Source organism: Paraburkholderia tuberum STM678 (assembly GCF_902833905.1).
In the GTDB taxonomy this organism is placed as follows: Bacteria; Pseudomonadota; Gammaproteobacteria; order Burkholderiales; family Burkholderiaceae; genus Paraburkholderia; species Paraburkholderia tuberum.
In genome coordinates this window covers 76,658-99,458 of record NZ_CADFGP010000021.1, presented here as the reverse complement: position 1 = coordinate 99,458, position 22,801 = coordinate 76,658, and the positions used below count along the sequence as shown (strand labels likewise).

Annotated in this window: 16 protein-coding genes and 1 pseudogene; 10 read left to right on the top strand and 7 right to left on the bottom strand. The window is 65.9% G+C overall.

Features of this window, described 5'->3' with window-relative positions; genetic code table 11:
* The first annotated feature begins 48 nt into the window (after window positions 1–48).
* On the top strand, window positions 49–2,742 hold the full coding sequence (locus tag HWY30_RS19850; RefSeq protein WP_090811733.1) for an ATP-binding cassette domain-containing protein: 2,694 nt from the start codon (window positions 49–51) through the stop codon (window positions 2,740–2,742).
* Window positions 2,743–2,773: 31 nt separating this feature from the next.
* Here the strand turns inward: HWY30_RS19850 and HWY30_RS19845 are convergent, their stop codons facing one another.
* On the bottom strand, window positions 2,774–3,706 hold the full coding sequence (locus tag HWY30_RS19845; RefSeq protein WP_090811959.1) for a glycosyltransferase family 2 protein: 933 nt from the start codon (window positions 3,704–3,706) through the stop codon (window positions 2,774–2,776).
* 56 nt (window positions 3,707–3,762) lie between these two features.
* The gene (locus tag HWY30_RS19840) at window positions 3,763–4,470 is read right to left on the bottom strand and encodes a PIG-L deacetylase family protein (RefSeq protein ID WP_090811731.1); all 708 of its coding nucleotides are present in this window, start codon (window positions 4,468–4,470) and stop codon (window positions 3,763–3,765) included.
* Window positions 4,471–4,538: 68 nt separating this feature from the next.
* On the opposite strand from HWY30_RS19840, the pseudogene HWY30_RS19835 reads away from it, so the two are divergent.
* Window positions 4,539–5,080 (top strand): annotated as a pseudogene (locus HWY30_RS19835) (phophatidylserine decarboxylase associated domain-containing protein); the annotation flags it as partial.
* A gap of 56 nt (window positions 5,081–5,136) precedes the next feature.
* On the opposite strand, the gene HWY30_RS19830 reads toward HWY30_RS19835, so the two are convergent.
* The 3 genes from HWY30_RS19830 to HWY30_RS19820 form a co-directional block, all read right to left on the bottom strand.
* Window positions 5,137–9,219 (bottom strand): CheR family methyltransferase, encoded by a 4,083-nt coding sequence (locus tag HWY30_RS19830; protein WP_176078917.1) that lies wholly within the window; start codon window positions 9,217–9,219, stop codon window positions 5,137–5,139.
* A gap of 104 nt (window positions 9,220–9,323) precedes the next feature.
* Window positions 9,324–10,313, bottom strand: coding sequence for a chemotaxis protein CheB (locus HWY30_RS19825; protein WP_090811729.1), 990 nt, complete (start codon window positions 10,311–10,313; stop codon window positions 9,324–9,326).
* Window positions 10,314–10,618: 305 nt separating this feature from the next.
* Entirely contained in the window at window positions 10,619–11,698 is a 1,080-nt protein-coding gene (locus HWY30_RS19820; protein ID WP_090811728.1) for a glycosyltransferase family 4 protein, read from the bottom strand.
* A 142-nt stretch (window positions 11,699–11,840) separates the two neighbouring features.
* Between HWY30_RS19820 and HWY30_RS19815 the strand changes: the two genes are divergently transcribed.
* From HWY30_RS19815 to HWY30_RS19795, 5 genes are all read left to right on the top strand, one after another.
* A complete protein-coding gene (locus HWY30_RS19815; protein ID WP_090811726.1) occupies window positions 11,841–12,401 on the top strand; it encodes a hemerythrin domain-containing protein in 561 nt (186 codons plus the stop codon).
* A gap of 317 nt (window positions 12,402–12,718) precedes the next feature.
* Window positions 12,719–12,991, top strand: coding sequence for a DUF6723 family protein (locus HWY30_RS19810; RefSeq protein ID WP_090811724.1), 273 nt, complete (start codon window positions 12,719–12,721; stop codon window positions 12,989–12,991).
* A gap of 334 nt (window positions 12,992–13,325) precedes the next feature.
* Window positions 13,326–14,432 carry a cytochrome c oxidase subunit II gene (gene coxB, locus HWY30_RS19805; protein WP_090811722.1) on the top strand — a complete coding sequence of 369 codons (1,107 nt, stop codon included), beginning with the start codon at window positions 13,326–13,328 and terminating at the stop codon, window positions 14,430–14,432.
* Entirely contained in the window at window positions 14,429–16,294 is a 1,866-nt protein-coding gene (ctaD, locus tag HWY30_RS19800; protein WP_167368806.1) for a cytochrome c oxidase subunit I, read from the top strand. The genes coxB and ctaD overlap by 4 nt, the downstream gene beginning before the upstream one ends.
* A 105-nt stretch (window positions 16,295–16,399) precedes the next feature.
* On the top strand, window positions 16,400–16,678 hold the full coding sequence (locus tag HWY30_RS19795; RefSeq protein ID WP_090811720.1) for a DUF2934 domain-containing protein: 279 nt from the start codon (window positions 16,400–16,402) through the stop codon (window positions 16,676–16,678).
* Between the two features lie 15 nt (window positions 16,679–16,693).
* Here HWY30_RS19795 and nadE read toward each other — a convergent pair whose 3' ends face one another.
* Both nadE and HWY30_RS19785 read right to left on the bottom strand, forming a co-directional pair.
* Window positions 16,694–17,554: an ammonia-dependent NAD(+) synthetase gene (gene nadE / locus HWY30_RS19790; protein WP_090811718.1), complete on the bottom strand. Its 861-nt coding sequence runs from the start codon at window positions 17,552–17,554 to the stop codon at window positions 16,694–16,696.
* A 14-nt stretch (window positions 17,555–17,568) separates the two neighbouring features.
* Window positions 17,569–18,093 carry a CinA family protein gene (locus HWY30_RS19785; RefSeq protein ID WP_090811716.1) on the bottom strand — a complete coding sequence of 175 codons (525 nt, stop codon included), beginning with the start codon at window positions 18,091–18,093 and terminating at the stop codon, window positions 17,569–17,571.
* A gap of 255 nt (window positions 18,094–18,348) precedes the next feature.
* On the opposite strand from HWY30_RS19785, the gene HWY30_RS19780 reads away from it, so the two are divergent.
* The 3 genes from HWY30_RS19780 to HWY30_RS19770 all read left to right on the top strand — a co-directional run bounded on the left by HWY30_RS19780 (window position 18,349) and on the right by HWY30_RS19770 (window position 22,700).
* On the top strand, window positions 18,349–20,415 hold the full coding sequence (locus HWY30_RS19780; protein WP_090811713.1) for a protein-L-isoaspartate(D-aspartate) O-methyltransferase: 2,067 nt from the start codon (window positions 18,349–18,351) through the stop codon (window positions 20,413–20,415).
* A 330-nt stretch (window positions 20,416–20,745) separates the two neighbouring features.
* Window positions 20,746–22,050: a cation:proton antiporter domain-containing protein gene (locus HWY30_RS19775; RefSeq protein WP_090811712.1), complete on the top strand. Its 1,305-nt coding sequence runs from the start codon at window positions 20,746–20,748 to the stop codon at window positions 22,048–22,050.
* Window positions 22,051–22,283: 233 nt separating this feature from the next.
* Entirely contained in the window at window positions 22,284–22,700 is a 417-nt protein-coding gene (locus HWY30_RS19770; protein ID WP_090811710.1) for an organic hydroperoxide resistance protein, read from the top strand.
* Window positions 22,701–22,801 lie beyond the last annotated feature (101 nt).

Sequence of the window (22,801 nt, the reverse complement as noted above, 5' to 3'; positions counted from 1 at the left end):
ACGCCACACTTGTGCGACGTTTCTTCCGGGTGCCCTCACCACGACCTCATGCCGAATTCCGCCCCGCCGCCTCGCTCCGAACTGACGCGCCGAATCGTCGGCGATCTCGCGCATGCGGTATGGCGTTATCGCTGGCAGACCAGCGGGGCGCTCGCGCTGATGATCGCCGCGCGGCTCGCGACCGTGCTGATGCCGCTCACGCTGAAGCACATCGTCGACGAACTGAGCCATCCGCTCGCGCAGGTGGCGTTTCCAGTGTTCCTCGTGCTCGCCTATGCGCTGCTACGATTTTTCGGCGACGCGCTGAACGAGGCGCGCGACGTCGTGTTCAGCATCGTCGTGCAACGCACGGTCGCGGCGCTGACCGAGCGGACCTTCGCGCATCTGCATCGGTTGAGCGCGCGCTTTCATGCGCGGCGCGAGACTGGCGCGATCGTGCGCGACGTGCAGAAAGGCGCCGACGGCATCGGCTTTCTGCTCGGCACGGCGCTGTTTACGATCGTGCCGACCTTCTTCGAGATCGCGGTGATCGTCGCGATCATGGTGCATAGCTACGCGCGCGAATTCATGCTCGCGATCGTCGTGACCTTCGTGCTGTATGCGGGCTATACGTTCGTGTTCACGCGGCGGCGCGTCGCATTCCAGCGCGCGGTCAATCTGCTCGAAGCGCAATCGGACGGGCGGCTCGTCGACAGTCTGCTGAACTACGACACGGTCAAATACTTCGCGACCGAAGAGAGCGAGACGCAACGGCTCGGCAACGTGCTGGAGAAGTGGGTGCACGCGCGCATCGCTAACCAGAACGCGTTGACCGCCTTGCACGTGGGACAGAGCGCGGTGATCGCGCTCGGGGTAGCGGCGGTCATGCTGCTCGCCGCGCAGCACGTGGTGGCCGGCAGCATGAGCGTCGGCGATCTGATTCTGGTGAACGCCTACCTGATCCAGATCTGCATGCCGCTGAACACGCTCGGCTTCGTGTTTCGAGAGACCAACGACGCGCTCGTCAACGTCGAGCGCATGTTCGTGATTCTGGCGGCGCGCGGCCGCGTCGGCGAGGATATCGATGCGCGCGACGCGCAGCCGCTGAAGGTCGGCGCGGGGCTGATCGAGTTCGAACACGTCGATTTCGGCTACGACACGGCGCGGCAGGTGCTGCGCGATGTCGACTTTCACGCGTATCCGGGCAAGACGCTCGCGGTGGTCGGCGGCAGCGGCTCGGGCAAATCGACGCTCGTGAAGCTGCTGTTTCGCCTCTATCGGCCCGAGCGCGGCATGATCCGCATCGACGGGCAAGACATCAGCATGCTCACGCAGCGCAGTCTGCGCGAGGCCATCGGCATCGTGCCGCAGGACACCGTGCTGTTCAATGAAACGATCGCCTACAACATTGCCTATGGACGTCCGTCGGCGACGCGCGCGGACGTCGTGCGGGCGGCGCGGGCCGCGCAGCTCGACGAGTTCATCGAGCGCTTGCCCGACCATTACGACACGCGCGTCGGCGAGCGGGGCGTGCGGCTATCGGGCGGCGAGCGGCAGCGCATCGCGATTGCGCGCGCGATTCTGAAGGACCCGCGCATCATCGTGTTCGACGAGGCGACCTCGGCGCTCGACACGCGCTCCGAGCGCGCGATCCAGACCGAGCTGACGCGCCTCGCGCAAGGCCGCACGTCGATCGTGATCGCGCATCGACTTTCTACCGTCGTCGACGCGGACTGGATTCTGGTGATGGAGCACGGCCAGGTGGTCGAGCAGGGCACGCATCGGGAACTGCTCGCGCGCGAGGGCGTGTACGCGAAGATGTGGTCGCTGCAATGGCAGCAGGGTGAACTCGAACACGCGCAGCGCCGGCTGACCGCGCGATCGGTCAGCGTCAGCGCATTGACGGCGGGTGTGATCGATGCCTTGCACGACGAGATCGCCGGGCAGCGCGTCGTCGTCTACGCGGAGCCGTCCGACCACGAGCTGCGGGTGACCGGCGATCCGAGCGTGCTGCAACCGTTGATCGCCGAGTTGTGCCGCAATGAGATCGCGCAGGCGAGCCCGGGGCAGCGCATCGCGTTGCGCGCGCAGCGGCACGGCAATCATGTGTGGTTCAGCGTGCTCGGCATGGGCGACAAGCCGGCCGAGCTATCGCAGGCGGCGGCGCGGCAGATGGAAAGCGCGCTGGCGGCCGCGGGCGGCAGCTTCACGCTGACGCCGCTGAACGGGCGGCTTGCCTATGTGGCGATGCTGCCGCTGCGGCCGGTCGCGGATGCGCAACCGCCACTGGCGTCGGCGCCCACGGCGCCGGATTCGGCGGAGCCCGCTCCGCTCGATGGCCTGTTCGTGCTCGCGATCGACGACCAGGAAGAAGCGCGCGACGCGCTCGAAGCGGTGCTGAGCACGAGCGGCGCACGCGTACGGCTATGTGCAGCGGGCACCGAAGCGCTGGACTGGCTGCGCGCGACGGACCCGGCGCAATGGCCGCACGTGCTGCTCTGCGATCTGATGCTGGCCGGCGAAGATGGCTATGACGTGCTGAGCCGCTTGCGCGCACTAGAAGGCGGGCGGCCGTCGATACGGGGCGGGCCACTGCCCGCGATCGCGCTGACCGGTTACGCGGACGCGCTCGACGAACAGCGTGCGCGGACCGCGGGTTTCGACGCGCACTTGCACAAGCCCGTGGCGCCCGCAGAACTGATCGCCGCGATCCGGCGGCTCGCGCAGGCGCCGTCGCGCGCGGACACGGCGTTGCCGCGATAATGATGCGCGCGATTCAGGTCTGAGCGAGGTCTCAGATCGACGCGTCGAACTTGCCACCAACAGTCGTCGTTGCGGACGCGTCGAGATTGCGCTCGGCCGCGCGCACGCGGTCGCGCATCGCGAGGATCGACCGGGGGACCACCCGGCGTTCTCGCACGGTCCACGCGAGCCCGGCCAGTAATTCGGTGCCGTCGCGCATCAGCGTGCCTTCCCACGCGAATACGTCGAGGGCGCGCACAGTCGCGCTCAACGCTTCGCCCAACGGCAGACGCAGCCACGCGACCCACGCGGCGTTGCGCGCGAGCATGCGACGGCGCAACGCGCTGTCGCGCACCGGCGACGGATGGTGATGGAGCGTCAACTGCTCGCAGTAGACGATCGCATGTCCCGACGCGAGCACGTCGAGCGAAACGAGTGCTTCCTCACCGCCGATGAAAAGACGCGGCTCATAGCCGCCGATCTCGCGATACAGCGCCGCGCGAAACACGCATGCGCCCGCCATCAAGCCGATCAAGGAGGGCCCCGGCAGACCGACACGGCCGAGCGGGCTTGCGCGCATCAACGCACAGGTCGGATCCGTCGTGTTGTCCGCGCCGACCGCGACACGCGCGTTCAGCACACCGACGCGCGGCCATGCATCGAGCAATTGCACCGCGCGTTCGAGCGAGCCCGGGCCCCACCAGGTGTCGTCATCGCAGAACGCGACATAGTCGGTCTCGACGCACGCGACCGCGTGGTTGCGCCCTGCCGCGCCGAGATTGCCGTTGCATTCGACGACGCGAACGCTCGGATAGCGCGCTTCGACGAGTGCGACCGTGGTGTCGGTGGAACCGTTGTCGGCGACGATGATCGGCGGGTTTTCGGGCAACGCGAGCAGACGTTCCAGGGTAGTGAGCAATTCGCCCGCACGGTTATACGTGAGAACGACGACCGAAATACGCGGGTGGGGGGCTTTGGTTTGCATGCTGTGCAATCGTTCAACGTTGGACTGCGACGACGCAGCAAACCTCGTGCCGTACGTCACGCGTTTTGCGTAGTTGGAGCCGATTCGTCGCAGCCAAGCTGCCAACAGCGTTCAGGCGAAAAGAGGTTCGCCTGTCCTTCGGGACCGAATGCGCGCAGTTGGCTGCGGTAGGCGTCGATTGCCGCGCGCTTCATGCGCTCGTGTTGCATGGTGCCGGGCGCATCGAACGCGTGCGGTGGCTGGGCGGCGTAGCCGCGTTTCGCGAGGTCGCACAGGCGCGCTTGCACGACGCCGGACATGCGCCGGTAGGGCACGTCTTCATACGCGACGAACTGCGTGGCTGGCTGACGCCGCATCAGGGCGAGACAGGCATTGGACACGAGAACGTGATCCGAATGGAACAGGCCCAACGGCATCACGATCAGCGTGGGTTTTGTTTCGGAAACAGCGTGGTTCAACGCGGTGATCAGCTCGTCCGCATCAGGCGATGCGTGGTATTGCGCGTCGCGAAACAGCAGATGCACGGGAATCGCCGACAACAACCCCAGCGCCTCCCGGTCTTCCGCCTGACGCGCCCGCATCGCTTCGAACGCGTCGGCGAAACCGGCCGCGCGGTCCCAATCGGTCGTCATGTTCTCGGCGGGCGGCGCGGTGAAAACCGTGCAGACGACCGTGCGGGGATGCGCGGCGATCAGAAGTCCGCAGCTGAGGACCGCATCGTCGAGATGCGGTGAGATGACGAGCAAGCGCTGGCCCGATTCCATACCGGCGAGTAGCAAGCTGCATTCCGCCGGCGCGGTGCGCGAAGGGTCGCACTTAAGAAGGGCGAAGCATGACGAACGACGAAGTGGCGAGCCCGCGCACGCAACGGCGGCGGCTTGGAGGATGGCTGCCGCGCGAGGAAGCGCATCTCGCGCGCTAACGGACCATGCTGGTCGCCAAGCGCGCGAACGTGCGCGCACGGCGCCACGCACGCGCGCCGTCGAAGAACTCGCGGCGCTGATCGAAGGCGATCCGGTGCTGCGCATGGATATGACGCGGGCCATCATTCAGGCGCAAGAGGCGGGCTACGTGCTCGGCTATGCATCGATCGACGAACTGATGACGATCGTCGACTACCTGATGACCTACGCACCGCCGTTCAGCAAATCCGATCTGATTCACTGTCCGCTGAACGCGGTGCTCGACTGGCCGATGTGCATGCCGTCCGGCTACGCGCTGTTTCGCGACCCGGCGCTCAACGCGCAACTCAAGCACGTGCTGAACTGCTGGTATGGCTTCCTGAGCGGCCCGCATTCACGCGCGCATTTAAATACGTCGTCGCCCGACGGCTGGTTCAGCCCTGAGGCCGACAAACGGATCGGCCTCGCGCAACGCGTCGTCGTCGCAAAGCAACGGATAGATGCGTTGCGCCCCGTCAAGCCGCTAGTTCAGCCGCGCAGCCGCGCGAAAATGCTCAGCAGGTCTTCGAGAACCACCGGCTTTTTCAGGTGCGCGTCGAAGCCCGCGTGTTCGGCCGCACTGACGTCCGCCTGCTGTCCAAAGCCGCTGACCGCGACGCAGATCACGGACTTCATCGTCGGCATGCCGCGCAGCTTGCCGATGAACTCCATACCGTTCATGCCCGGCATGCCGATGTCGGACAGGATGATATCGGGCGCGTTGCCGTTGATCATCGTCAACGCTTCCTCGCCGCTCGTCGCGGTCCGCACTTCGGCGCCCTCGCTTTCCAGCAGCAGCTTGAAGGTTTCGACGGTCGCGGCGTCGTCGTCGACCATCAGGATGCGCGTGCCTTTCAACGGCTCGGCGGTGACTTCGATATCCGCGCTCGTGCGGGTGGCGAGCCGGTGGGTGGGCAGGGTCACCGTGAAAGTCGCGCCGCGGCCGACGCCGTCCGACTCCGCACGCACTGCGCCGCCGTGCAGGTTGACCAGATCACGCACCAGCGCGAGGCCGATGCCGAGGCCCCCGCGGCGCAAGCCCGGATCGCGGCTCTGCTGGAACATCTCGAAGATATGCGGCAGCAGCGACGCCTCGATGCCGATGCCGGTATCGCTGACGCGCAGCACGGCCTCGGCGTGATCGTTGACCTGCAACGACACCTGAATCGAACCGCGCTGCGTGAACTTCAGTGCATTGCTGATCAGATTCCACACGATCTGCTCGATCCGCGTGAGGTCCGCGTGAATGATCACGGGCGCATCGGTGATGTCGACGCTCAACGCGACGCCGCGCTGCGCCGTATCGTCCTGCACCGCGCTGCACACGCGCTGCACGATCTCGCGCATGTCGACCACGGTGCGCACGACCGACAGCTTGCCCGTGCGCACGCGCGAAATGTCGAGCAGATCGTCGATGATTTGCGCCTGGCCCATCACGGTGCGGCGGATCGTATCGGTCGCGCGCGACACGTTCAGGTTCTGCCGCGTTTCCGGCGCGCGCGCGATCAGCTCGGCGCTGGCCGAAATCAGGTTCAGCGGATGCTTGAGCTCGTGCGACACGACCGCGAGAAATTCGTCGCGGCGCCGCTGTGCGTCGCGCTCGCTTGCCGCGCGCAGCGATTCGACATGGGTGCCGCGTCCCGAGGTCGGTTCGTTCACATATTCGCCGAGATCGCGCGTGATCTGCGCAAAGCCGCTGATGCCCGGTTCGTCGAGACGGGACAGCACGCCGCTCGCGAAAAAGCGCGTGCCGTCCTTGCGCAAATGCCAGCGCTCCTCTTCGGCGCGGCCATTCAGACGCGCTTCGGCGAACTCGCGTTGCGCGACGTTGTCGGCGCGGTCCTCTTCGGTGTACAGGATGTCGGCGGACTGGCCGATCATATCGGCTTCCGTATAGCCGAAAATCCGTTCCGCGCCCGCGTTCCAGCTGTTGATCACGCCGTTGTCGTCGAAGGTGATGATCGCGTAGTCGCGCGTGCTTTCCGCGACGATGCGCATGCGGCGCTCGCCTTCGCGCAGCCGGTCTTCCGCCTGACGCCGCCCGGTGATGTCGATGAACGACAGCACCGCGCCGTCGATGCGGTCTTCGGTCGTGCGGTAAGGCACGAAGCGCGCGAGATACCAGCGCCCGTCGTTGCTCTTCAGCTCGCGTTCGATCAGGCGCAACGAGTCGAATGCCTCGGCCGCGTCGTCGGCGAGCTTGTCGTATTCGAGGCGGTGTGTGATGTCGAGCAGCGAGCGGCCGATGTCCGACGGAATGATGCTGAAGACGTCGGTTGCGCGCGGCGTATAGCGCTTGATGCAGATGTTGCGGTCGACGAAGATGGTGCCGATGTCGTTCGCGGCGATCAGGTTGTGCAAGTCGTCGTTGATCTTGCCGGTTTCCTCGACCTTCGACTTCAGCTCCGCGTTGACCGTGGTCAACTCCTCGTTGATCGATTGCAGCTCTTCCTTGCTGGTTTCGAGTTCCTCGGTCGCCGAGCGCAGTTCCTCGTTGATCGCCTGCAATTCCTCGTTCGATGCCTTCAGCTCCTCGGTTGAGGTTTCCGACTGCTCGATCGTGGACTGCAACTGTTCCTTCGTGCGTTGCAGTTCCCGTTCGAGCTGAGTGATGATCGGGTCTTTCTGCACGTCGGCCGGCGCCGTTTCGGCGTTCGCCACGCTGTCCTCGACCTCGTCGAACAGCACCAGCACGAAGTCCGCGTTCGCTTCCGGATCGTGCACGGGCCGCGCGGTCATGTTGACGAAGTACGATCGGCCATCGCGCTCGATGCGCACGCGGCGCGCTTCGACGCTGCGGTTCGTGTGCAAGGCCTGATAGATCGCGGTGCGCAGTTCCAGCCGCAGTTCCGGACGCACGACGGCTACGATGTTGTGCGAGGGCTCGCCGCCGGAATACTGCAGAAAACGCCCGGCGCGATCGGACAGATGAACGATTTCGGATTCGCGGCTCACCAGCACGCTGGGCGGCGCATATTGCTCGACGAGCCGCTGATGCAGATCGCCGAACGAAAAGCGCCGGCGCCCCGGCGGCTGCACCGTGGTCACGACAGGCCGCGAGCTCATGGTGCCGGAAATCGCGATCGGCAGCGGCGTGTCACTGCGTACCGCCATGTTCGCGCGATAGATGCGGTTGCGCTTGTCGACCACGGTGAACATCGAGCTCACGCCGTCGGCCGACTCCGAGCTGCCGAGGAACAGCATGCCGCCGGGCCGCAGCGCGAAGTGGAACATCTTCAGGATTTCGATCTGCGCTTCGCGGTCGAGGTAGATCAGCAGGTTGCGGCAGCAGATCATGTCGAGCCGCGAGAACGGCGGGTCGCTCAGCACGTTGTGGTGGGCGAACAGCATGTGCTCGCGCAGCTCTTTCTTGATCCGGAAATGCGCGGCGTCCCTCGTGAAGAACTGGCGGATGCGCGCCGGCGTCAGGTCGGCGGAGATCGAGTCCGGGTACACACCGGCGCGCGCGAGGGAAATGGCGCGCTCGTCGATGTCGGTCGCGAATACCTGAAAAGACACGCCCTCGGGCGACTTCAGCGAGCGTTCCTGCAGCAGCATCGCCAGCGAATAGGCTTCTTCGCCCGTCGCGCAGCCCACCGACCACACGCGGATGCGGTCCTGTTCGCCGCGGTTTTCGAACAGGGGCGGCAATACTTCACGTTCGAGCACGTCGAACGCTTCCTTGTCGCGGAAGAAATTGGTGACGCTGATCAGCATGTCCTGCAACAGCGCCTGGGTTTCTTCAGGGTGCAGATGCAGATAATCGCGATACACCTGCAGGTCGGTAATGCCGTTGACTTGCAGCCGGCGTTCGATACGCCGCAGAACCGTAGCCCGTTTGTAATGTCGGAAATCGTGTGCGGTGCGGGTGCGCAGAATCACCATGATTTCGCGCAGCGCGCGCTCGGCCGACTCGTTGACCGTGTCTTCCTCGGGCTCGTCCGCCTCCGCGGCCGGCAGATGGATTTCCCGCGCGGTGGACCACAGATCGAGCAGCCGTTGCGGCATCTCGGCCGCGGTCATCACGAAGTCGGCCATGCCGGTCGCGATTGCGCTGCGCGGCATGCTGTCGTATTCGGCCTCGGAAGGGTCCTGCACGAGCGTGATGCCGCCCATTTCCTTGATGCGCGACAAGCCGACCGAGCCGTCCGAGCCCGCTCCCGACATCACGATCCCTATCGCGCGTTCGCGGTGCGCCTCGGCGAGCGTGCGGAAAAACAGATCGATGCTCGCGCGGCGTCCTTCCTCGGGCAGCTTGCGCGTGACGCGCAGGTAGCCGTCGACCATGATCATCTCGAACGAGGGCGCGACCAGATAGACGTGGTCCGATTCGATCGGCGTGGGGCCGGTGACCTGCTGCACGGACATGCTGGTGACTTTCTGCAGCAGTGAGGCCAGATTGCTTTCGTGATCCGGCAACAGGTGAACGACCACGACGAAGGCCATCGACGTGCGCGCGGGCAGCGCCTCGAAGAACTCCGTCAGCGCGTTAAGCCCCCCCGCCGATGCGCCGATACCGACGATCGGATAGAGTGCCTGGCTAGGCAGAGTTTGCCCTCGCTTCTTTGACATGGCTGCGTGTCCCTTCTTGGAAAGGATAGTGTTCAGCGGTGGATTTTTATAGGGCGACGAGCCCATTTCCTGCTGGCTCGGACGGTTATTATCCCGCATTGCACTCATTTTTCCATCAGCATCGACTGCAGCAGTTCGGCCGCGTGCCTCGCGCGCAGCACATTATCCTCCTCGCGCTGTTGGGCGGCGGTATCTCCGGTTTTGGCGAAATGGTCGCGCAACTCGCGGCTAAACATTTCGCGCTCGCGCAGCGCGCGCAGCGCTTTGCGCAATGAGTCCTCGGCATCCGTCATGCGGCCGTCGCCGAGCGACGCGGCCGAATACGCATGACCGGTATGACAGCGATAACGCATCACCCGCGATCCGGTCATGCGCCACAGCGTGCCGTTGCATTCGGGGCATGTGAAAGTCGAGGGCGTCGCGAGTCCCCTGATTGCTTCGAATGCCGTGGTGCCGGCCAGCCACGCGTCTTGTTCGAGAACGATGCGATCGGTCGCCTCGCGCCGCGCACGGCCGTTTTTTCCCGGCGCGCTGGCGTTGCCGCCGGTCAGTTTTACCAAACATTGCCCCATTTGATCGAGCGGCAGCACGTGGTCGGCAAACGGCGATGCATGTCGCGGCATCTCGCTCGCGAACGCGTCGGCCGGGTCCTGGACGAGCGTCGCGCCGCCGCACGCCTGGATTGCTTCGAGGCCCGCGGTGCCATCGTCGAGCAGGCCGGTCAGGATCACGCCGATCGCGCGTGGCCCTATCTGCGTGGCCGCAGTGCGAAAGAGGGGGTCGATCGCCGGGCGCGCGAAGTTCTCTTTCGCGCCGTGCAGAAGCCGCAGTAGCCCATCCTCGACGACGAGGTGCCGATCGGGCGGCGCCACGTAAATTCTGCCGGGCGCGTAATGTTCGCCATCCTGTGCGTGCTTGGCGGGTAGCGGTCCGGCCTGGTTCAGAAGCGCGGGCAGCATGCTGCCATGCGCGCCGATATGCAGCACGACGGCGATGCTGGCGGGCATATCGACGGGAAGCTGCGAGGCAAGCGAACGCAGCGCATCGACCCCTCCCGAGGACGTGCCGATTACGATGAAGTCGCGGTGGGTCAAGTGGGCTCCGGGACGTAAAAGCGGGCGTGAAAGCGGACCTTTCCTGTTAGTCAAACAAACGAGCAAGCCATATGCCGTCGCTGCATTTTTTGGGGCGTTGCCGGTAAAAACGTTCTTTTGGCGACGGCGGTTTTCAGCCTCCGCCACAATCCAGTCACGCGGGCCGCAAGCGCCGCGCGAAGCTCGCACAATGCATATGACGAATGTCGTGCAACATCACACTGCCGCAGCGACCCTCGCGGTGATGCAAAGCCGGACGCCCCGCGAAGCCGAGGTGCGCCGCGCGGGCGGTCCGGTTAACGCAATTACACCGGCGCGGGCTGACTGCCCGTTGCTCGCGGGCGGCCGCTCGTGTCGTGCGCGAGCAGCGCGTCGTAGATCGTCAGATAGTCGTCGGTCATGCGCGCGGCCGTGAAGCGGCGCTCGAACGCGCGGCGGCACGCGCCGCGCTCGATGCTGTCGATGCGCGCAACCGCTTGCACGGCCTCGTCCACGTTATCGACGATCAGGCCGCTCACGCCGTCTTCGATCAATTCGGGCACCGCGCCGCGGCGAAACGCGATCGCCGGCGTGCCGCATGCCATCGCCTCGATCATGACCATGCCGAATGGCTCGTCCCATTCGATCGGCAGCAGCAACGCACGCGCGTTCTCGATCAATTGCCGGCGCGCGCCGCCGCCGACTTCGCCAAGGTATTCGGTGAACGCGCCGGAGCGGCGCAACAGCGGATCGATGCGTTCGCGGAAATAGTCGCGTTCGCCGGGATGAATCTTCGCGGCGATCTTCAATGGCAAGCCGCTGCGCCGGGCGATTTCGATCGCGAGATCGGGACGTTTCTCCGGCATCATGCGGCCGAGAAAAAGCAGATAGGAACCGGCCATCGGTTGAAATTCGAACTGGTCGAGCGGCAGTCCGTGATGGACCGTGCCCTGCCAGTTCGCCCACGACACGGGCCGGCGCTGACTCGCGGAAATCGACACCACCGGCACGCGCGCGAATTCGCGAAACAGCGGGCCATGATCGTTCAGCAGCAGACGGCCGTGCAGCGTCGTCAGCGTACGGCATGGCAGGCGCTCGGCCCACGCGAAATGCAGCGGCTCGCCGTGAAAATGGACGACGTCGAAGCGGTCCGCGTCGCGAATCACGCGCGCGAGCTGCCTGACGTGATGGGTTTGCGTGTCCCACACGTTCGCGTCGCGCCAAAGACCGCGCGGGCAGATCGGCACGAGCCGCGCGGCGCTCGTCGAATCGGCGCTCGCATAGAGCGTCACGTCGTGGCCGCGCGCGACCAGCTCTTCGGTCAGATACGACACGACGCGTTCGGTGGCGCCGTACGCGTACGGCGGCACGCTTTCGTAAAGCGGAGCGATCTGGGCGATTCTCATCAGTCGTTGAAAAGAGGAAGGAGAGGTTAGCGCGCGACATGCCGCGCCGGACCACCAGCAGCAAGTGACGTACCGCCGCGGGACCGTTGGTGCGGTATGGCGTTTGCTCGATGCGGGCACTTGACCGATTGAAGGAGCCGCCATGAACCGCGCAACGCGATCCGCTACCGACGACACGCAGCCCACCGCTCGACGCGAAACCGCGAGCACGCCCGATGCGCTCGCGCTGCTCGAGGCCGATCACCGCGCCGTGGAAAAACTGTTCGACGCCTTCGGCAAATCGCGCGGCGACGAGCGCGACACGCTCGAAGCCAAAGCCGCGCTGACGCAGCGCGCGTGCGAAGAGCTGACGATGCACACGATCATCGAGGAAGAGCTGTTGTATCCGGCCGCGCAACGGGCGCTGCCCGACGACGACAAGCTCGATGTCGATGAAGCCTACGTCGAGCATTTTCTGGTGACAACGCTGATCGCGAAGTTCGAGACGCTGAAGCCGGGCGACAAAGGCTTCGACGCGACGTTCAAGGTCATGTCCGAGCTCGTGCGGCATCACGTCGAGGAGGAGGAACGCGAACTCTTTCCGGCCTTGCGGCGCACCGGCTGCGATCTCGCCGCGCTCGGTGAAAAGATCGCGGCGCGCAAGCGCACGCTGCAGGCCAGGCTGGATCAGGCGGGCAGTCGCGCGGTCGGCGACAAGACCTGATGGGCGCAAGCGCCATCGAACATCGGAGGTGCATGATGGCAGTTGCAGCAGCCGACCGACGCGCTCGTGCGGCTCACGTCGAGCGCGATTTGCGGCACGGAGGGCCTACCGCGAGTTCGACCGGCGCGAGCCGGGTGGATCAAGGTAAAGCTGGAGCCTTGAAATGCGCGCGCCAGTCACGCTGATCCGTTTGAAGCGTCGCCACGACAGGGAAGTCCATAAGTCGACGCTTATGGAAGAACGCGCCCTTTTACACCTCCATTAACATCGGTTGCAGAAGGGGCATGACAGGATCGCCTAATGCAGCAGGGAGTGACATGTCCAGGAGAAAGCTGAAACTGATCCAATACTCGCCGGCCGCGATCCTGTCGCGCGACGACTTTTCGATCTTCGTCACCGCGCGACGCAGCGCCGATGGACGATTCTATGCCGACCTGCTGGTCAGCCGTAAGGTGGACGGCCGCCGACTGTTCCCTTTCGATGGCGCACCCGCTGTCGGTCCGTTCGACAGTATCGAGGAAGCGCGGCTCGCCGCCGAGGAATACGGCGCGCGGATCGTCGCGGCCGACCTTGCCTGTCCCGAGATGTAAGCGCGCGGCCCGTGCCGCGCTCAGCGATCCGGCCGCGATGGTGACCGGATCGCGTCGATCGTCGACGACACGCCGGCATCGGCGCGCGTGGCGCTATCGCCTGGCGACTGCATCCCCAATTGACGCGTGTGCCAGTCCGCGACCGGCACACCGCGGACCTGCGTGTCCGCCGTATTCCTTCTGACGTCGTCATCGCGGCTCCCCTCGAATGTCCAGAGATGCCAGGATTGGCCACCGGTCGAGCATCGGCCGTCGCTTTGCAGCTGTCGTCGTTGGAACGGCGCTTGCTGTGGTGCACGCGAACCACTGGCTTACCTGCCTTCAACGTCGCGCAATGATCAATCTCGCTGGACCAATCGGACCTACGGCTTCTCATCGCATTTCGCTCCTCGCGCGGCGCGGCGTGCGGATACTGCTCGCCTGCGTGGCACGCGGCGCTTGCGCACAGCAACCGCCGCAGGATGCGCTGCATCCGGCCGGCGTGCAGGCCGCGCACATTCTGCGGCTGTGGCACCTGTCGTTGATCGTGTGCGGCGCGGTGTTCGCGGCAGTGCTGTTCGCGACACTGATTGCGCTGGTTCGCCGCACCGATAGGAGCGGCAATACTGGCGACGATGCGCAAAGTGTCGAGCACGCGTCACTCGCGCAGCCGCACGAACGCGGAACGCAGCGCGCGGTCGCCGTCGTCAGCGTCGCGTCGGTCGCGCTGCTGTTGGGGCTGATCGTTGCCGACGTATTGACGGATCGCGTGCTGTCACGCTTGCCGGTCGACGACGCGTTGCATCTCGAAGTCACCGGCGAGCAGTGGTGGTGGAAAGTCGACTATCCTGGCGATGCGCAACAGCCGGGCTTCTCGACCGCGAATGAATTTCACGTGCCCGCGGGGCGGCCAGTCGTCATCGCGCTGAAGGCGAGCGATGTGATCCACAGCTTCTGGATGCCCAATCTGCACGGCAAGAAGGACATGCTGCCGGGCATCGATTCGACGATCGAATTCCGTGTCGACAAACCCGGCGTCTATCGCGGCCAGTGCGCCGAATATTGCGGTGCCGAGCACGCATGGATGGCGATGTTCGTGACCGCCGACACGCCCGAACATTACGCGCACTGGCGTATGCAGCAGGCCACGCCCGCCGTGACGGCGGCGCTCAGTCCGACCGACGTGGTCGCTCGACGCGGCCTGCAGATCTTCGAGCAGTCGAGCTGCGCAAACTGCCACACCGTGCGCGGCACGTCGGCGCAGGGCACGCTCGGCCCAGACCTCACGCACCTGATGAGCCGGCAGACGATCGCCGCGGGCGTGCTGCCGAACACGCAGCAGAACCTCGCGGCGTGGATCCGCGATCCGAACGCGCTGAAGCCGGGCACGACGATGCCGACCGTGCCGCTCCCCGCATCCGACCGGCAAGCGCTGGTCGCCTGGCTCGGAACCCTACGATGAGCACGCTCGAACGCCCGCCTGCCTTGCACGTCGACCTCGCGATCAAGGACGGCCCCCACGCGCCCGCCGATACGCGCGCGCTGCTCGCCGACACGTGGCGCGATCCGCCGGGCGTGATTGGCTGGTTGTCCGCAATCAACCACAAGACGATCGCGCGGCGCTTCATCGTCACGACGTTCGTATTCTTCCTGCTCGCGGGGTTGCTCGCGCTCGCGATGCGCACGCAGCTCGCGCGGCCGAACAACCACGTGGTCGGTCCCGACTTCTACGACCAGCTGTTCACGATGCACGGCACGACGATGATGTTCCTGTTCGCCGTGCCGGTGATGCAGGCGGTCGCCGGTTACCTGATTCCGTTAATGATCGGCGCGCGCAGCGTCGCGTTTGCGCGCATGAATGCGTACGCGTACGGGGTGTTCCTGTTCGGCGGACTGACGCTCTACATTGCGTTCGCGATGGGCGCGGGGCCGCGCTCGGGCTGGTTCAGCTACGTGCCGCTGGCCGGCCCGGACTATGCGACGGGCAAAGGCTCCGATATCTGGGCGCAGATGATCACGTTCACCGAGCTGTCCGCGCTGCTCGAAGCGATCGTGCTGATCACGACCATTCTGAAAATGCGCGCGCCCGGCATGTCGCTGAACCGGCTGCCGCTGTTCGCATGGGCGACGCTCGTCACGCAGTTCATGGTGCTGTTCGCGATGCCCGCGGTCATGCTCGCGAGTACCGCGCTGATTCTGGACCGGTTGGTCAGCACGCAGTTTTACAACCCGTCGCTCGGCGGCGACGTGCTGCTGTGGCAACACCTGTTCTGGTTCTTCGGACACCCGGAGGTCTATTTGATCTTCATCCCGGCACTCGGCTTCATGTCGTCGATCATCGAGACCTTTTCGCGCCGGCCGGTGGTCGGCTATCCGGCGATGGTGCTCGCGCTGATCGCGACCGCGTTCCTTGCGTTCGGACTCTGGGTGCATCACATGTTCGCGACCACGGTGCCCGAACTGGGCAAGAGCTTCTTCACGGCGGCAAGCGTGCTGATCGCGGTACCGTCGGCCATTCAGATCTATTGCTGGCTCGCGACGCTGCTGACCGGCAAGCTCAGGCTCCGGACGCCGCTGCTGTTCATGCTCGCGTTCTTCTTCATCCTGGTGCTGGGCGGCATGACCGGCATCATGCTCGGCTCGGTCGCGCTGGATCTCCAGGTGCATGACACCTACTTCGTGGTCGCGCATCTGCACTACGTGCTGATAGGCGGCGCGGTGTTTCCGCTGTTCGGCGCGTTCTACTACTGGTTTCCGAAGATCACCGGACGCATGCTCGGCGAGCGCCTCGGGCGCTGGCATTTCTGGCTGTTCTTCATCGGCTTCAACGTGACGTTCTTCCCGATGCACTGGCTCGGCCTGCATGGCATGACGCGGCGCATCTGGACTTATCCCGCCGGGCTCGGCTGGGGGCCGCTGAATTTGAGTGCGACACTCGGCGCGTATCTGATGGGCATCGGCGTGTTGCTGTTCCTCGTCAATGTGGCGCGCAGCCGCCGGCGGGGCGCTGCTGCGTCGGCCGATCCGTGGGGCGGCGGCACGCTCGAATGGAGCATGCCGAGCCCGCCGCCGCCGCACAATTTCGACGTGCTGCCGATCGTGCATGGCCGCCATCCGCTGTGGCAGCCGTCGCGGCAGCCGGCGTCGGTGTCGGGTCTCACGGCCGGCGCGCGCGAGGTGCTGACGACGAGCGCGCTCGATGCGATCGCCGAAACCCGCCCGCTGTTTCCGACGCCGTCGTATATCCGCAGCGCCTGGGGCAACAACGCGCAGTCCGTCACCGCCAACGACGTCGCGACGCTGCGAAACGAGCTGCACAAATAGCAGCACACGCCGCGCGGAACAACGCTTGCTCGCCTGTCGCTCGCCGTCATTCGGGCACGGCGCGCATGGCGCCGTATTGCATCGCTCACGTTCACGGAGAGACACATGGACAAGGAACTCGAAGCCCGCATTCGCACGCGGGCGTATCAAATCTGGGAAAACGATCCGTCGCCGGAAGGCAGGGCCGACGACCATTGGGAAGAAGCGCGCCGGCAGATCGAGGCGGAAGGCGCGATCGATGGGGCTGCCGCGCCGCAGGAGCCGACCGATCAGTCCGCCGATCGCGACCGCGGCTCGCGCATCGCGCCCGAACAGCAACTGCAGGAAATGCCCGGCGAGGACATCGAACAGCCGAAGCGCGCCCAACGTCCGCGCGCCGGATAAGCGGGCGCCGCGCTGTCAGACCGACGCCGACGATGGCGTCGGAGCGACCGGCAGCGCGCGCTTGTGGCGCGTCGCCATGTAAAAGCGGCGGATCGTGATCAAGACTTCTTCACTGACGGGCTTGCCTTCGAGGAAGTCGTCGATGTCCTGGTAGCTGATGCCGTAGCTGTCCTCGTCCGGCTTCTGCGGCGTCAGCGATTCGAGGTCCGCGGTCGGCACCTTGTTGACGAGCCGCTCCGATGCGCCGAGCGCATGCGCGAGCGCGCGCACGCGGCGCTTCGTCAGACCGGCGAGCGGCAGGATATCGGCGCCGCCGTCGCCGAACTTCGTGAAGAAGCCCATCAGCGATTCGGCCGCGTGGTCGGTGCCTATCACCACGCCGACGCGCGCGCCCGCAATCGCGTACTGCGCGATCATGCGTTGCCGCGCCTTGATGTTGCCGAGCACGAAGTCTTCCTGAAAGTCGTCGACGTACTGCACGTTGCCGCGTTTGAGCGAAGACAGCATCGCGTCGGCGGGCTCCTTGATATTGACCGTCAGCGTTTCGTCCGGACGGATGAACGCGAGTGCGGCCGCGGCGTCCTCTTCGTCGCGCTGGCTGCCGAACGGCAGACGCACCGCGACGAAACGGGCTTCATAGCCGCTGGCGCGCAGACGTTCGACGGCAAGCTGCGCGAGGCGCCCCGCGGTCGACGAATCGACGCCGCCGCTAATGCCCAGCACGTAGGTGCGCAGGCCTTGCGACGCCAGGTAGTCGCCGAGGAACGCGACACGCCGCTCGCGTTCGCGGGCCACGTCGAAATCACGCTCGACGCCGAGTTCGTCAATCACTGCCTGTTGCCAGGCGTTGGCGTCGAAGGAGGATTGCAGATTCATCGTTCGGTCTCTCTTCAGTGGTCCCGCTGGATGCGCGGGAGTTGATCGAAGTAATGCTCGACGCGCGACAGCGCATACAGCGCGGCGGCCGAACGCACGTCGTTGCGGTCGCCCGAAAAGCGCCGCGTCTCGGCGAACGTGACGAACTGATCGCCCGGCCGCCGGAACGCCCACGCGAAGCATTGCGTGCCCTGTGGCGGATCGTCATCCGAGCCGCCATGCGCGCCGCCATCGGCGAGCCCCGTGTTCGATACCGCGATGTCCGCGCAGCAGCCTTCCTGGCGCAACGCGCCCTCGGCCATTTCGCGCGCGACCGCTTCGCTGGTGAGTCCGTATTGCTTCATCGTGCTTTGCCGCACACCGAGAAACCCTGCTTTGCCCGATGGCGAGTAGCTGACGAAGCCGACGTCGAGACATGCGCCGCTGCCCGGCACGCTCGCGAGATAGGACGCGATCTGGCCGCCGGTGCAGGATTCGGCGGTCGCGAGCTTCAGACCTCGCGAGCTGAGGAAGGATACGACCTGCATGGGAATGCTCATGATTTTCGCCCTTGTCGTGCGACGCAATCGGACCGGCGTTTTGTTCGTTCAAGCGCTCGCGCCGGAACCGCAGCAAATATCGGTCCGCGCTCGCGGACCGCGGGCGCGTGACGGCGGCTTCACGTTTCGCGCATCGCCACCGGTCCCCGCTGGCGGTATGCTCGTTGCTGAAGCGTGGAACAGCAGTGCGCTCGCGCGCGGCCCCGTGGCAAGTGCGGAGCGCGCGCAGCGCTGCGCATTCGCGAGGAGGCGGCGATGAGCGATTTCGACGAAGCGCGCGCATGGATGGTCGAACGGCAGATCGTGCAACGCGGCGTGCGCGACGACTACGTGATCGAAGCGATGCGGCGCGTGCCGCGCGAGGCGTTCGTGCCCTCCGATCTGCGCGAATTCGCGTATGACGATACGCCGCTGCCGATCGGCGGCGAGCAGTCGATCTCGCAGCCGTACATCGTCGCGAAGATGCTCGCGGCCGCCGAGTTGCAGCCCGGCGATCGCGTGCTCGACATCGGCACGGGCTCCGGCTATGCGGCCGCGATCGCCGCGGAGATTGCGGGCCGGGTGGATTCCATAGAACGCGACGCGAGCCTCGCCGAGGGCGCGCGCGAGCGCTTGCAGCGGCTCGGCTACGAGAACGTCGAAGTGCATGTCGGCGACGGCACCGCAGGTCTTGCCGCGCATGCGCCCTATAACGCGATCATCGCGGCGGCGGGCGGACCGCGTGTGCCGCGAGCGCTGCGCATGCAACTCGCCGTGGGCGGACGGCTCGTGATGCCGGTCGGCAGCAGTCAGAGCCGTCAGCGGCTCGTGAAGATCGTGCGGCGCGACGAACACGACTACGACGAAGATGCGTTCGGCGACGTGCGCTTCGTGCCGCTCGTCGGCGACGATGGCTGGCCGGAGCCAGGCGGCGCGGCGCGCGCGGATTTGCGGCCTGCATCCACGTCCACGCCCATCCCGCTCACGTCTACGCCGGCCGCGCCTACGCCGGCCGCACCTATGCCGGCCGCGCCTAGGCCGGCCGCGCTCGAACTCGCGATTCGCGACGCGGCCGAACCGTTGCCCGACATCGATTCCGCGGAATTCGCGGCATTTTTCGACCGCTTCGCCGGGCATCGCGTCGTGCTGCTCGGCGAGGCCAGTCACGGCACGTCGGAGTTCTACCGTGCGCGCGCGGCGATCACGCGGCGCCTCGTCGAGCAGCACGGCTTTTCGATGATCGCGGTCGAGGCCGACTGGCCCGACGCCGCGATCGTCGACCGGCATGTGCGCGCTCGGCCGATGCCCGGCGGGCGGTCCCGACCGTTTCGCCGCTTTCCGACCTGGATGTGGCGCAACACCGACTTCATGGGCTTGATCGCGTGGCTGCGCTCGCACAACGCCGCGCACCCCGAGCGCGAAACGCGCTTTTACGGGCTCGATATCTACAGCCTTTCCGAATCGATCGACGCGGTATTGCGCTATCTCGACAGCGTCGACCCTGCCGCGGCGCGCATCGCTCGCGAGCGTTATGGGTGCCTCAGTCCGTGGCAGAAAGATCCGGCCGTATATGGACGCGCCGCGTTGAGCGGCGGCTACGCGCAGTGCGAAGAACACGTGGTCGCGCAACTCGGCGATCTGCTGAAAAGCCGGCTCGACTATGCGCGCGAAGACGGCGAGCGCTTCCTCGACGCGGCGCAGAACGCGCGGCTCGTGGCGGTCGCCGAGCACTACTATCGCGCGATGTACTACGGCGGGCCGCAAAGCTGGAATCTGCGCGACACGCATATGTTCGACACGCTGCGTCATACGCTCGACAGCCGCGGGCCGCAGGCGCGTCTGGTCGTGTGGGCGCACAACTCGCATATCGGCGACGCGAGCGCCACGCAGATGGGCCGCATGCAGGACGAGATCAATCTCGGCCAGCTGTGCCGCGCGCAGTTCGGCGACGCGGCGGCGCTGATCGGGTTTGGCACGCACAGCGGCACGGTCGCCGCGGCGAGCGATTGGGGCGGACCGATGGAGGTCAAAACCGTGCAGCCCTCGCTCGAGGGCAGCGTCGAATTCAGCATGCACGGCACGGGTCTCCCGCGCTTCCTGCTCGACCTGCGGCCCGGCATGCACGACACGCTGCGCGAACGGCTGCGCGCGCCGCTATTGGAGCGCTTCATCGGCGTCATCTACCGTCCCGGGACCGAGCGGTATAGCCATTACGCGCAAGCGTCGCTCGCCGAGCAGTTCGATGCGTTCGTGTGGTTCGATCGCACGAGCGCGGTGAGCGCGCTGCCCGTTTCCGCCGACGAAAAGAACCACGCGGCGGAGACTTTTCCATTCGGTGTGTGAGGGCGATCGGCACGCTCACGCCTCAGGCGAGGAACGCGGCTTGCAACGGAACGGACAGTGCATTCCAGCTGGTCCGAACCGAGGGGTCGCTCATGAACAAGGTTGTACAGCGCCTTGCCATCGCCGCGATGTCGGGTGTTGCCAGTGGCGTCGTCTGCGCGCAAGGCGCCCGGCGAGCTGAGCCGCGACCAGGCGAACCGTGAACATGCGGGGCGCGCGAACCAGGCCGCGGTTCAGCACGGACAGCGCCGCCGGCATGGCGCGAGCAGTGCGCGCTAGCGGCGACGCGGCCCGGCTGCCGCCACCGCCGCGCGTGCTCGCGATTCCGCCATGAAGGACGAACCGGTCTGGTTCCTGCTGATCGGCGCGCTGCTCACGTTCATGGCCGTCGCGCGCGGGCCGATCCGCCGCTTGCCGCTGACCGGCGCGATGATCTATCTGCTGGTCGGCGTGGCGGTCGGGCCGGCCGTGTCCGGGCTCGTCGGGGTCGATCTGCTCCGCAATACCGCGTTGCTCGCGATGCTGGCTGAAGTCGGGCTCGTCGTGTCGTTGTTTTCGATCGGCATGCATCTGCGCGTGCGGCTGCGCAATCCGCTGTGGTTGTTGCCGCTGCGGCTCGGCGGCCCGGCGATGCTCTTCACCGTCGCCTTGATGTTCGGCTTCACCGCTTTGGTGACCGGACGCGCGGACGGCGCGGCGTTGTTCCTCGCGGCCGCGCTCGCACCGACCGACCCGGTGCTCGCCAACGAGCTGCGCGTGACGCAAGCTGGCGACGACGAGCCCGTGCGGTTCGCGTTGTCGGGTGAAGGCGGCCTGAACGACGGTGCCGCCTATCCGTTTGCGGTGCTGGGACTGACGCTTGCCGGCGCGAGACTGTTCGGCTCGGGCAGTGGCGTGCATTTCGTCGGCTCGGTGCTGTGGGGGATCGTCAGTGCGCTCGTGATCGGTTGCGTGTTTGCGATCGTGTTCGCGCGCGCGATCTTTTTTCTGCGCACCCGCTACGGCGAAGCGATCGGTCTCGACGGGTTTCTCGCGCTAGGCCTGATGTCGACGTCGTACGGCGCGTCGCTGCTGCTGCACGCGTATGCGTTCGTCGCGGTGTTCGTGGCGGGCGTCGCCGTCCGTCACGAGGAACTGCGCGCGACGGGCGACAAGAATCCCTCGGAAGTGCTCGACGAGGTGCAGCACGGCGAACAGGTCGATGTCGCCCGGGATCCAGAAATGGCGCATGCGGTCCTCGCCGAATCGATGATGGGCTTCATGCGCGAAATGGAGCGACTCGCGGAGTTGTCGCTGATGCTGATCATCGGCTGCGTCGTGTCCGCGCACTGGCGCGAGATGTTCGATCTGCGCGCCGTGTTGCCCGCGGTGTTTCTGTTTTTCGTCGCGCGGCCGCTGTCCGTCGTCGTCGCGATGATGGGTGCGCGCATCGACAATAGCCAGCGGCATCTGATGGCGTGGATGGGGATTCGCGGCGTCGGCGCGTTTTACTACCTGATGTTCGGCCTCGAATACGTGCGTGGCGCGATGACGCCGCTGCTGCCCGCCGTGCTCGATGCGATCGTGTTATCGGTGCTGCTGCATGGCTCGACCGCGAACTATCTGTTGCGGCGGTATTTCGACCGGCGTCGCTGAATGAAGCGACGGGCGCGATGGCGCGCGTGAGTTGTCGCGCCGCGCTCCGCCCGGCTCCCGTTTGCCGCTCCTTGTATCGCAATGTATCCGCGCTGCCCGGGGATACGTGCGCTTACCAAACCCGCTGATCCAGACACATGCGAGATACGTCGGCGCGTTCAAATATGTGCACCGCAAGTTCGAGCCCGGATTTGCAGACCTGAATATCACTGGATCAACAGGAGTAAGCCACCATGACCCGCATCGAAGAAGTGCTGTACACCGGCAAAACCCATACGACCGGCGGCCGCGAAGGCGCCGCGCGCAGCTCGGACGGCCGTCTCGACATCAAGCTGTCGCCGCCCGGCACCTCGGGGGGTGGAACGAATCCCGAGCAGTTGCTCGGCGCGGGCTGGTCGGCGTGTTTCATCGGCGCACTCGGGCTGGCGGCGCGCGCGTTGCACCTGTCGTTGCCGGCCGATACCAGCGTCGATGCGGAGATCGATCTCGGCACCACCGATGGCGCTTATTTCCTTCAGGCGCGTCTGTTCGTCAGTCTTCCCGGTGTCGAGCGTGACGTGGCGCACGGGTTGATCGAGCGAGCGCATCTGACCTGCCCGTATTCGAAGGCGTTGCGCGGTAATGTGGATGTGCAGACTACGCTCGTTTGAGCGTCGCTGAAGGTGGTGGCGGGGCCGCGCCGAAGCATCGCGCGGCCTCGCGTATCTGCTATGCCAGCAGCTTCGAAAGCTACGCGGTGTCGGGTTCGTGC

Excerpts from the sequence above, each read along its gene's own strand:
- HWY30_RS19850 (WP_090811733.1), top strand. The coding sequence starts at position 49 with ATGCCGAATTCCGCCCCGCCGCCTCGCTCCGAACTGACGCGCCGAATC.
- HWY30_RS19845 (WP_090811959.1), bottom strand. The coding sequence starts at position 3,706 with ATGCAAACCAAAGCCCCCCACCCGCGTATTTCGGTCGTCGTTCTCACG.
- HWY30_RS19840 (WP_090811731.1), bottom strand. The coding sequence starts at position 4,470 with ATGGAATCGGGCCAGCGCTTGCTCGTCATCTCACCGCATCTCGACGAT.
- HWY30_RS19830 (WP_176078917.1), bottom strand. The coding sequence starts at position 9,219 with ATGTCAAAGAAGCGAGGGCAAACTCTGCCTAGCCAGGCACTCTATCCG.
- HWY30_RS19820 (WP_090811728.1), bottom strand. The coding sequence starts at position 11,698 with ATGAGAATCGCCCAGATCGCTCCGCTTTACGAAAGCGTGCCGCCGTAC.
- HWY30_RS19815 (WP_090811726.1), top strand. The coding sequence starts at position 11,841 with ATGAACCGCGCAACGCGATCCGCTACCGACGACACGCAGCCCACCGCT.
- HWY30_RS19810 (WP_090811724.1), top strand. The coding sequence starts at position 12,719 with ATGTCCAGGAGAAAGCTGAAACTGATCCAATACTCGCCGGCCGCGATC.
- coxB (WP_090811722.1), top strand. The coding sequence starts at position 13,326 with ATGATCAATCTCGCTGGACCAATCGGACCTACGGCTTCTCATCGCATT.
- ctaD (WP_167368806.1), top strand. The coding sequence starts at position 14,429 with ATGAGCACGCTCGAACGCCCGCCTGCCTTGCACGTCGACCTCGCGATC.
- HWY30_RS19795 (WP_090811720.1), top strand. The coding sequence starts at position 16,400 with ATGGACAAGGAACTCGAAGCCCGCATTCGCACGCGGGCGTATCAAATC.
- nadE (WP_090811718.1), bottom strand. The coding sequence starts at position 17,554 with ATGAATCTGCAATCCTCCTTCGACGCCAACGCCTGGCAACAGGCAGTG.
- HWY30_RS19785 (WP_090811716.1), bottom strand. The coding sequence starts at position 18,093 with ATGAGCATTCCCATGCAGGTCGTATCCTTCCTCAGCTCGCGAGGTCTG.
- HWY30_RS19780 (WP_090811713.1), top strand. The coding sequence starts at position 18,349 with ATGAGCGATTTCGACGAAGCGCGCGCATGGATGGTCGAACGGCAGATC.
- HWY30_RS19775 (WP_090811712.1), top strand. The coding sequence starts at position 20,746 with ATGAAGGACGAACCGGTCTGGTTCCTGCTGATCGGCGCGCTGCTCACG.
- HWY30_RS19770 (WP_090811710.1), top strand. The coding sequence starts at position 22,284 with ATGACCCGCATCGAAGAAGTGCTGTACACCGGCAAAACCCATACGACC.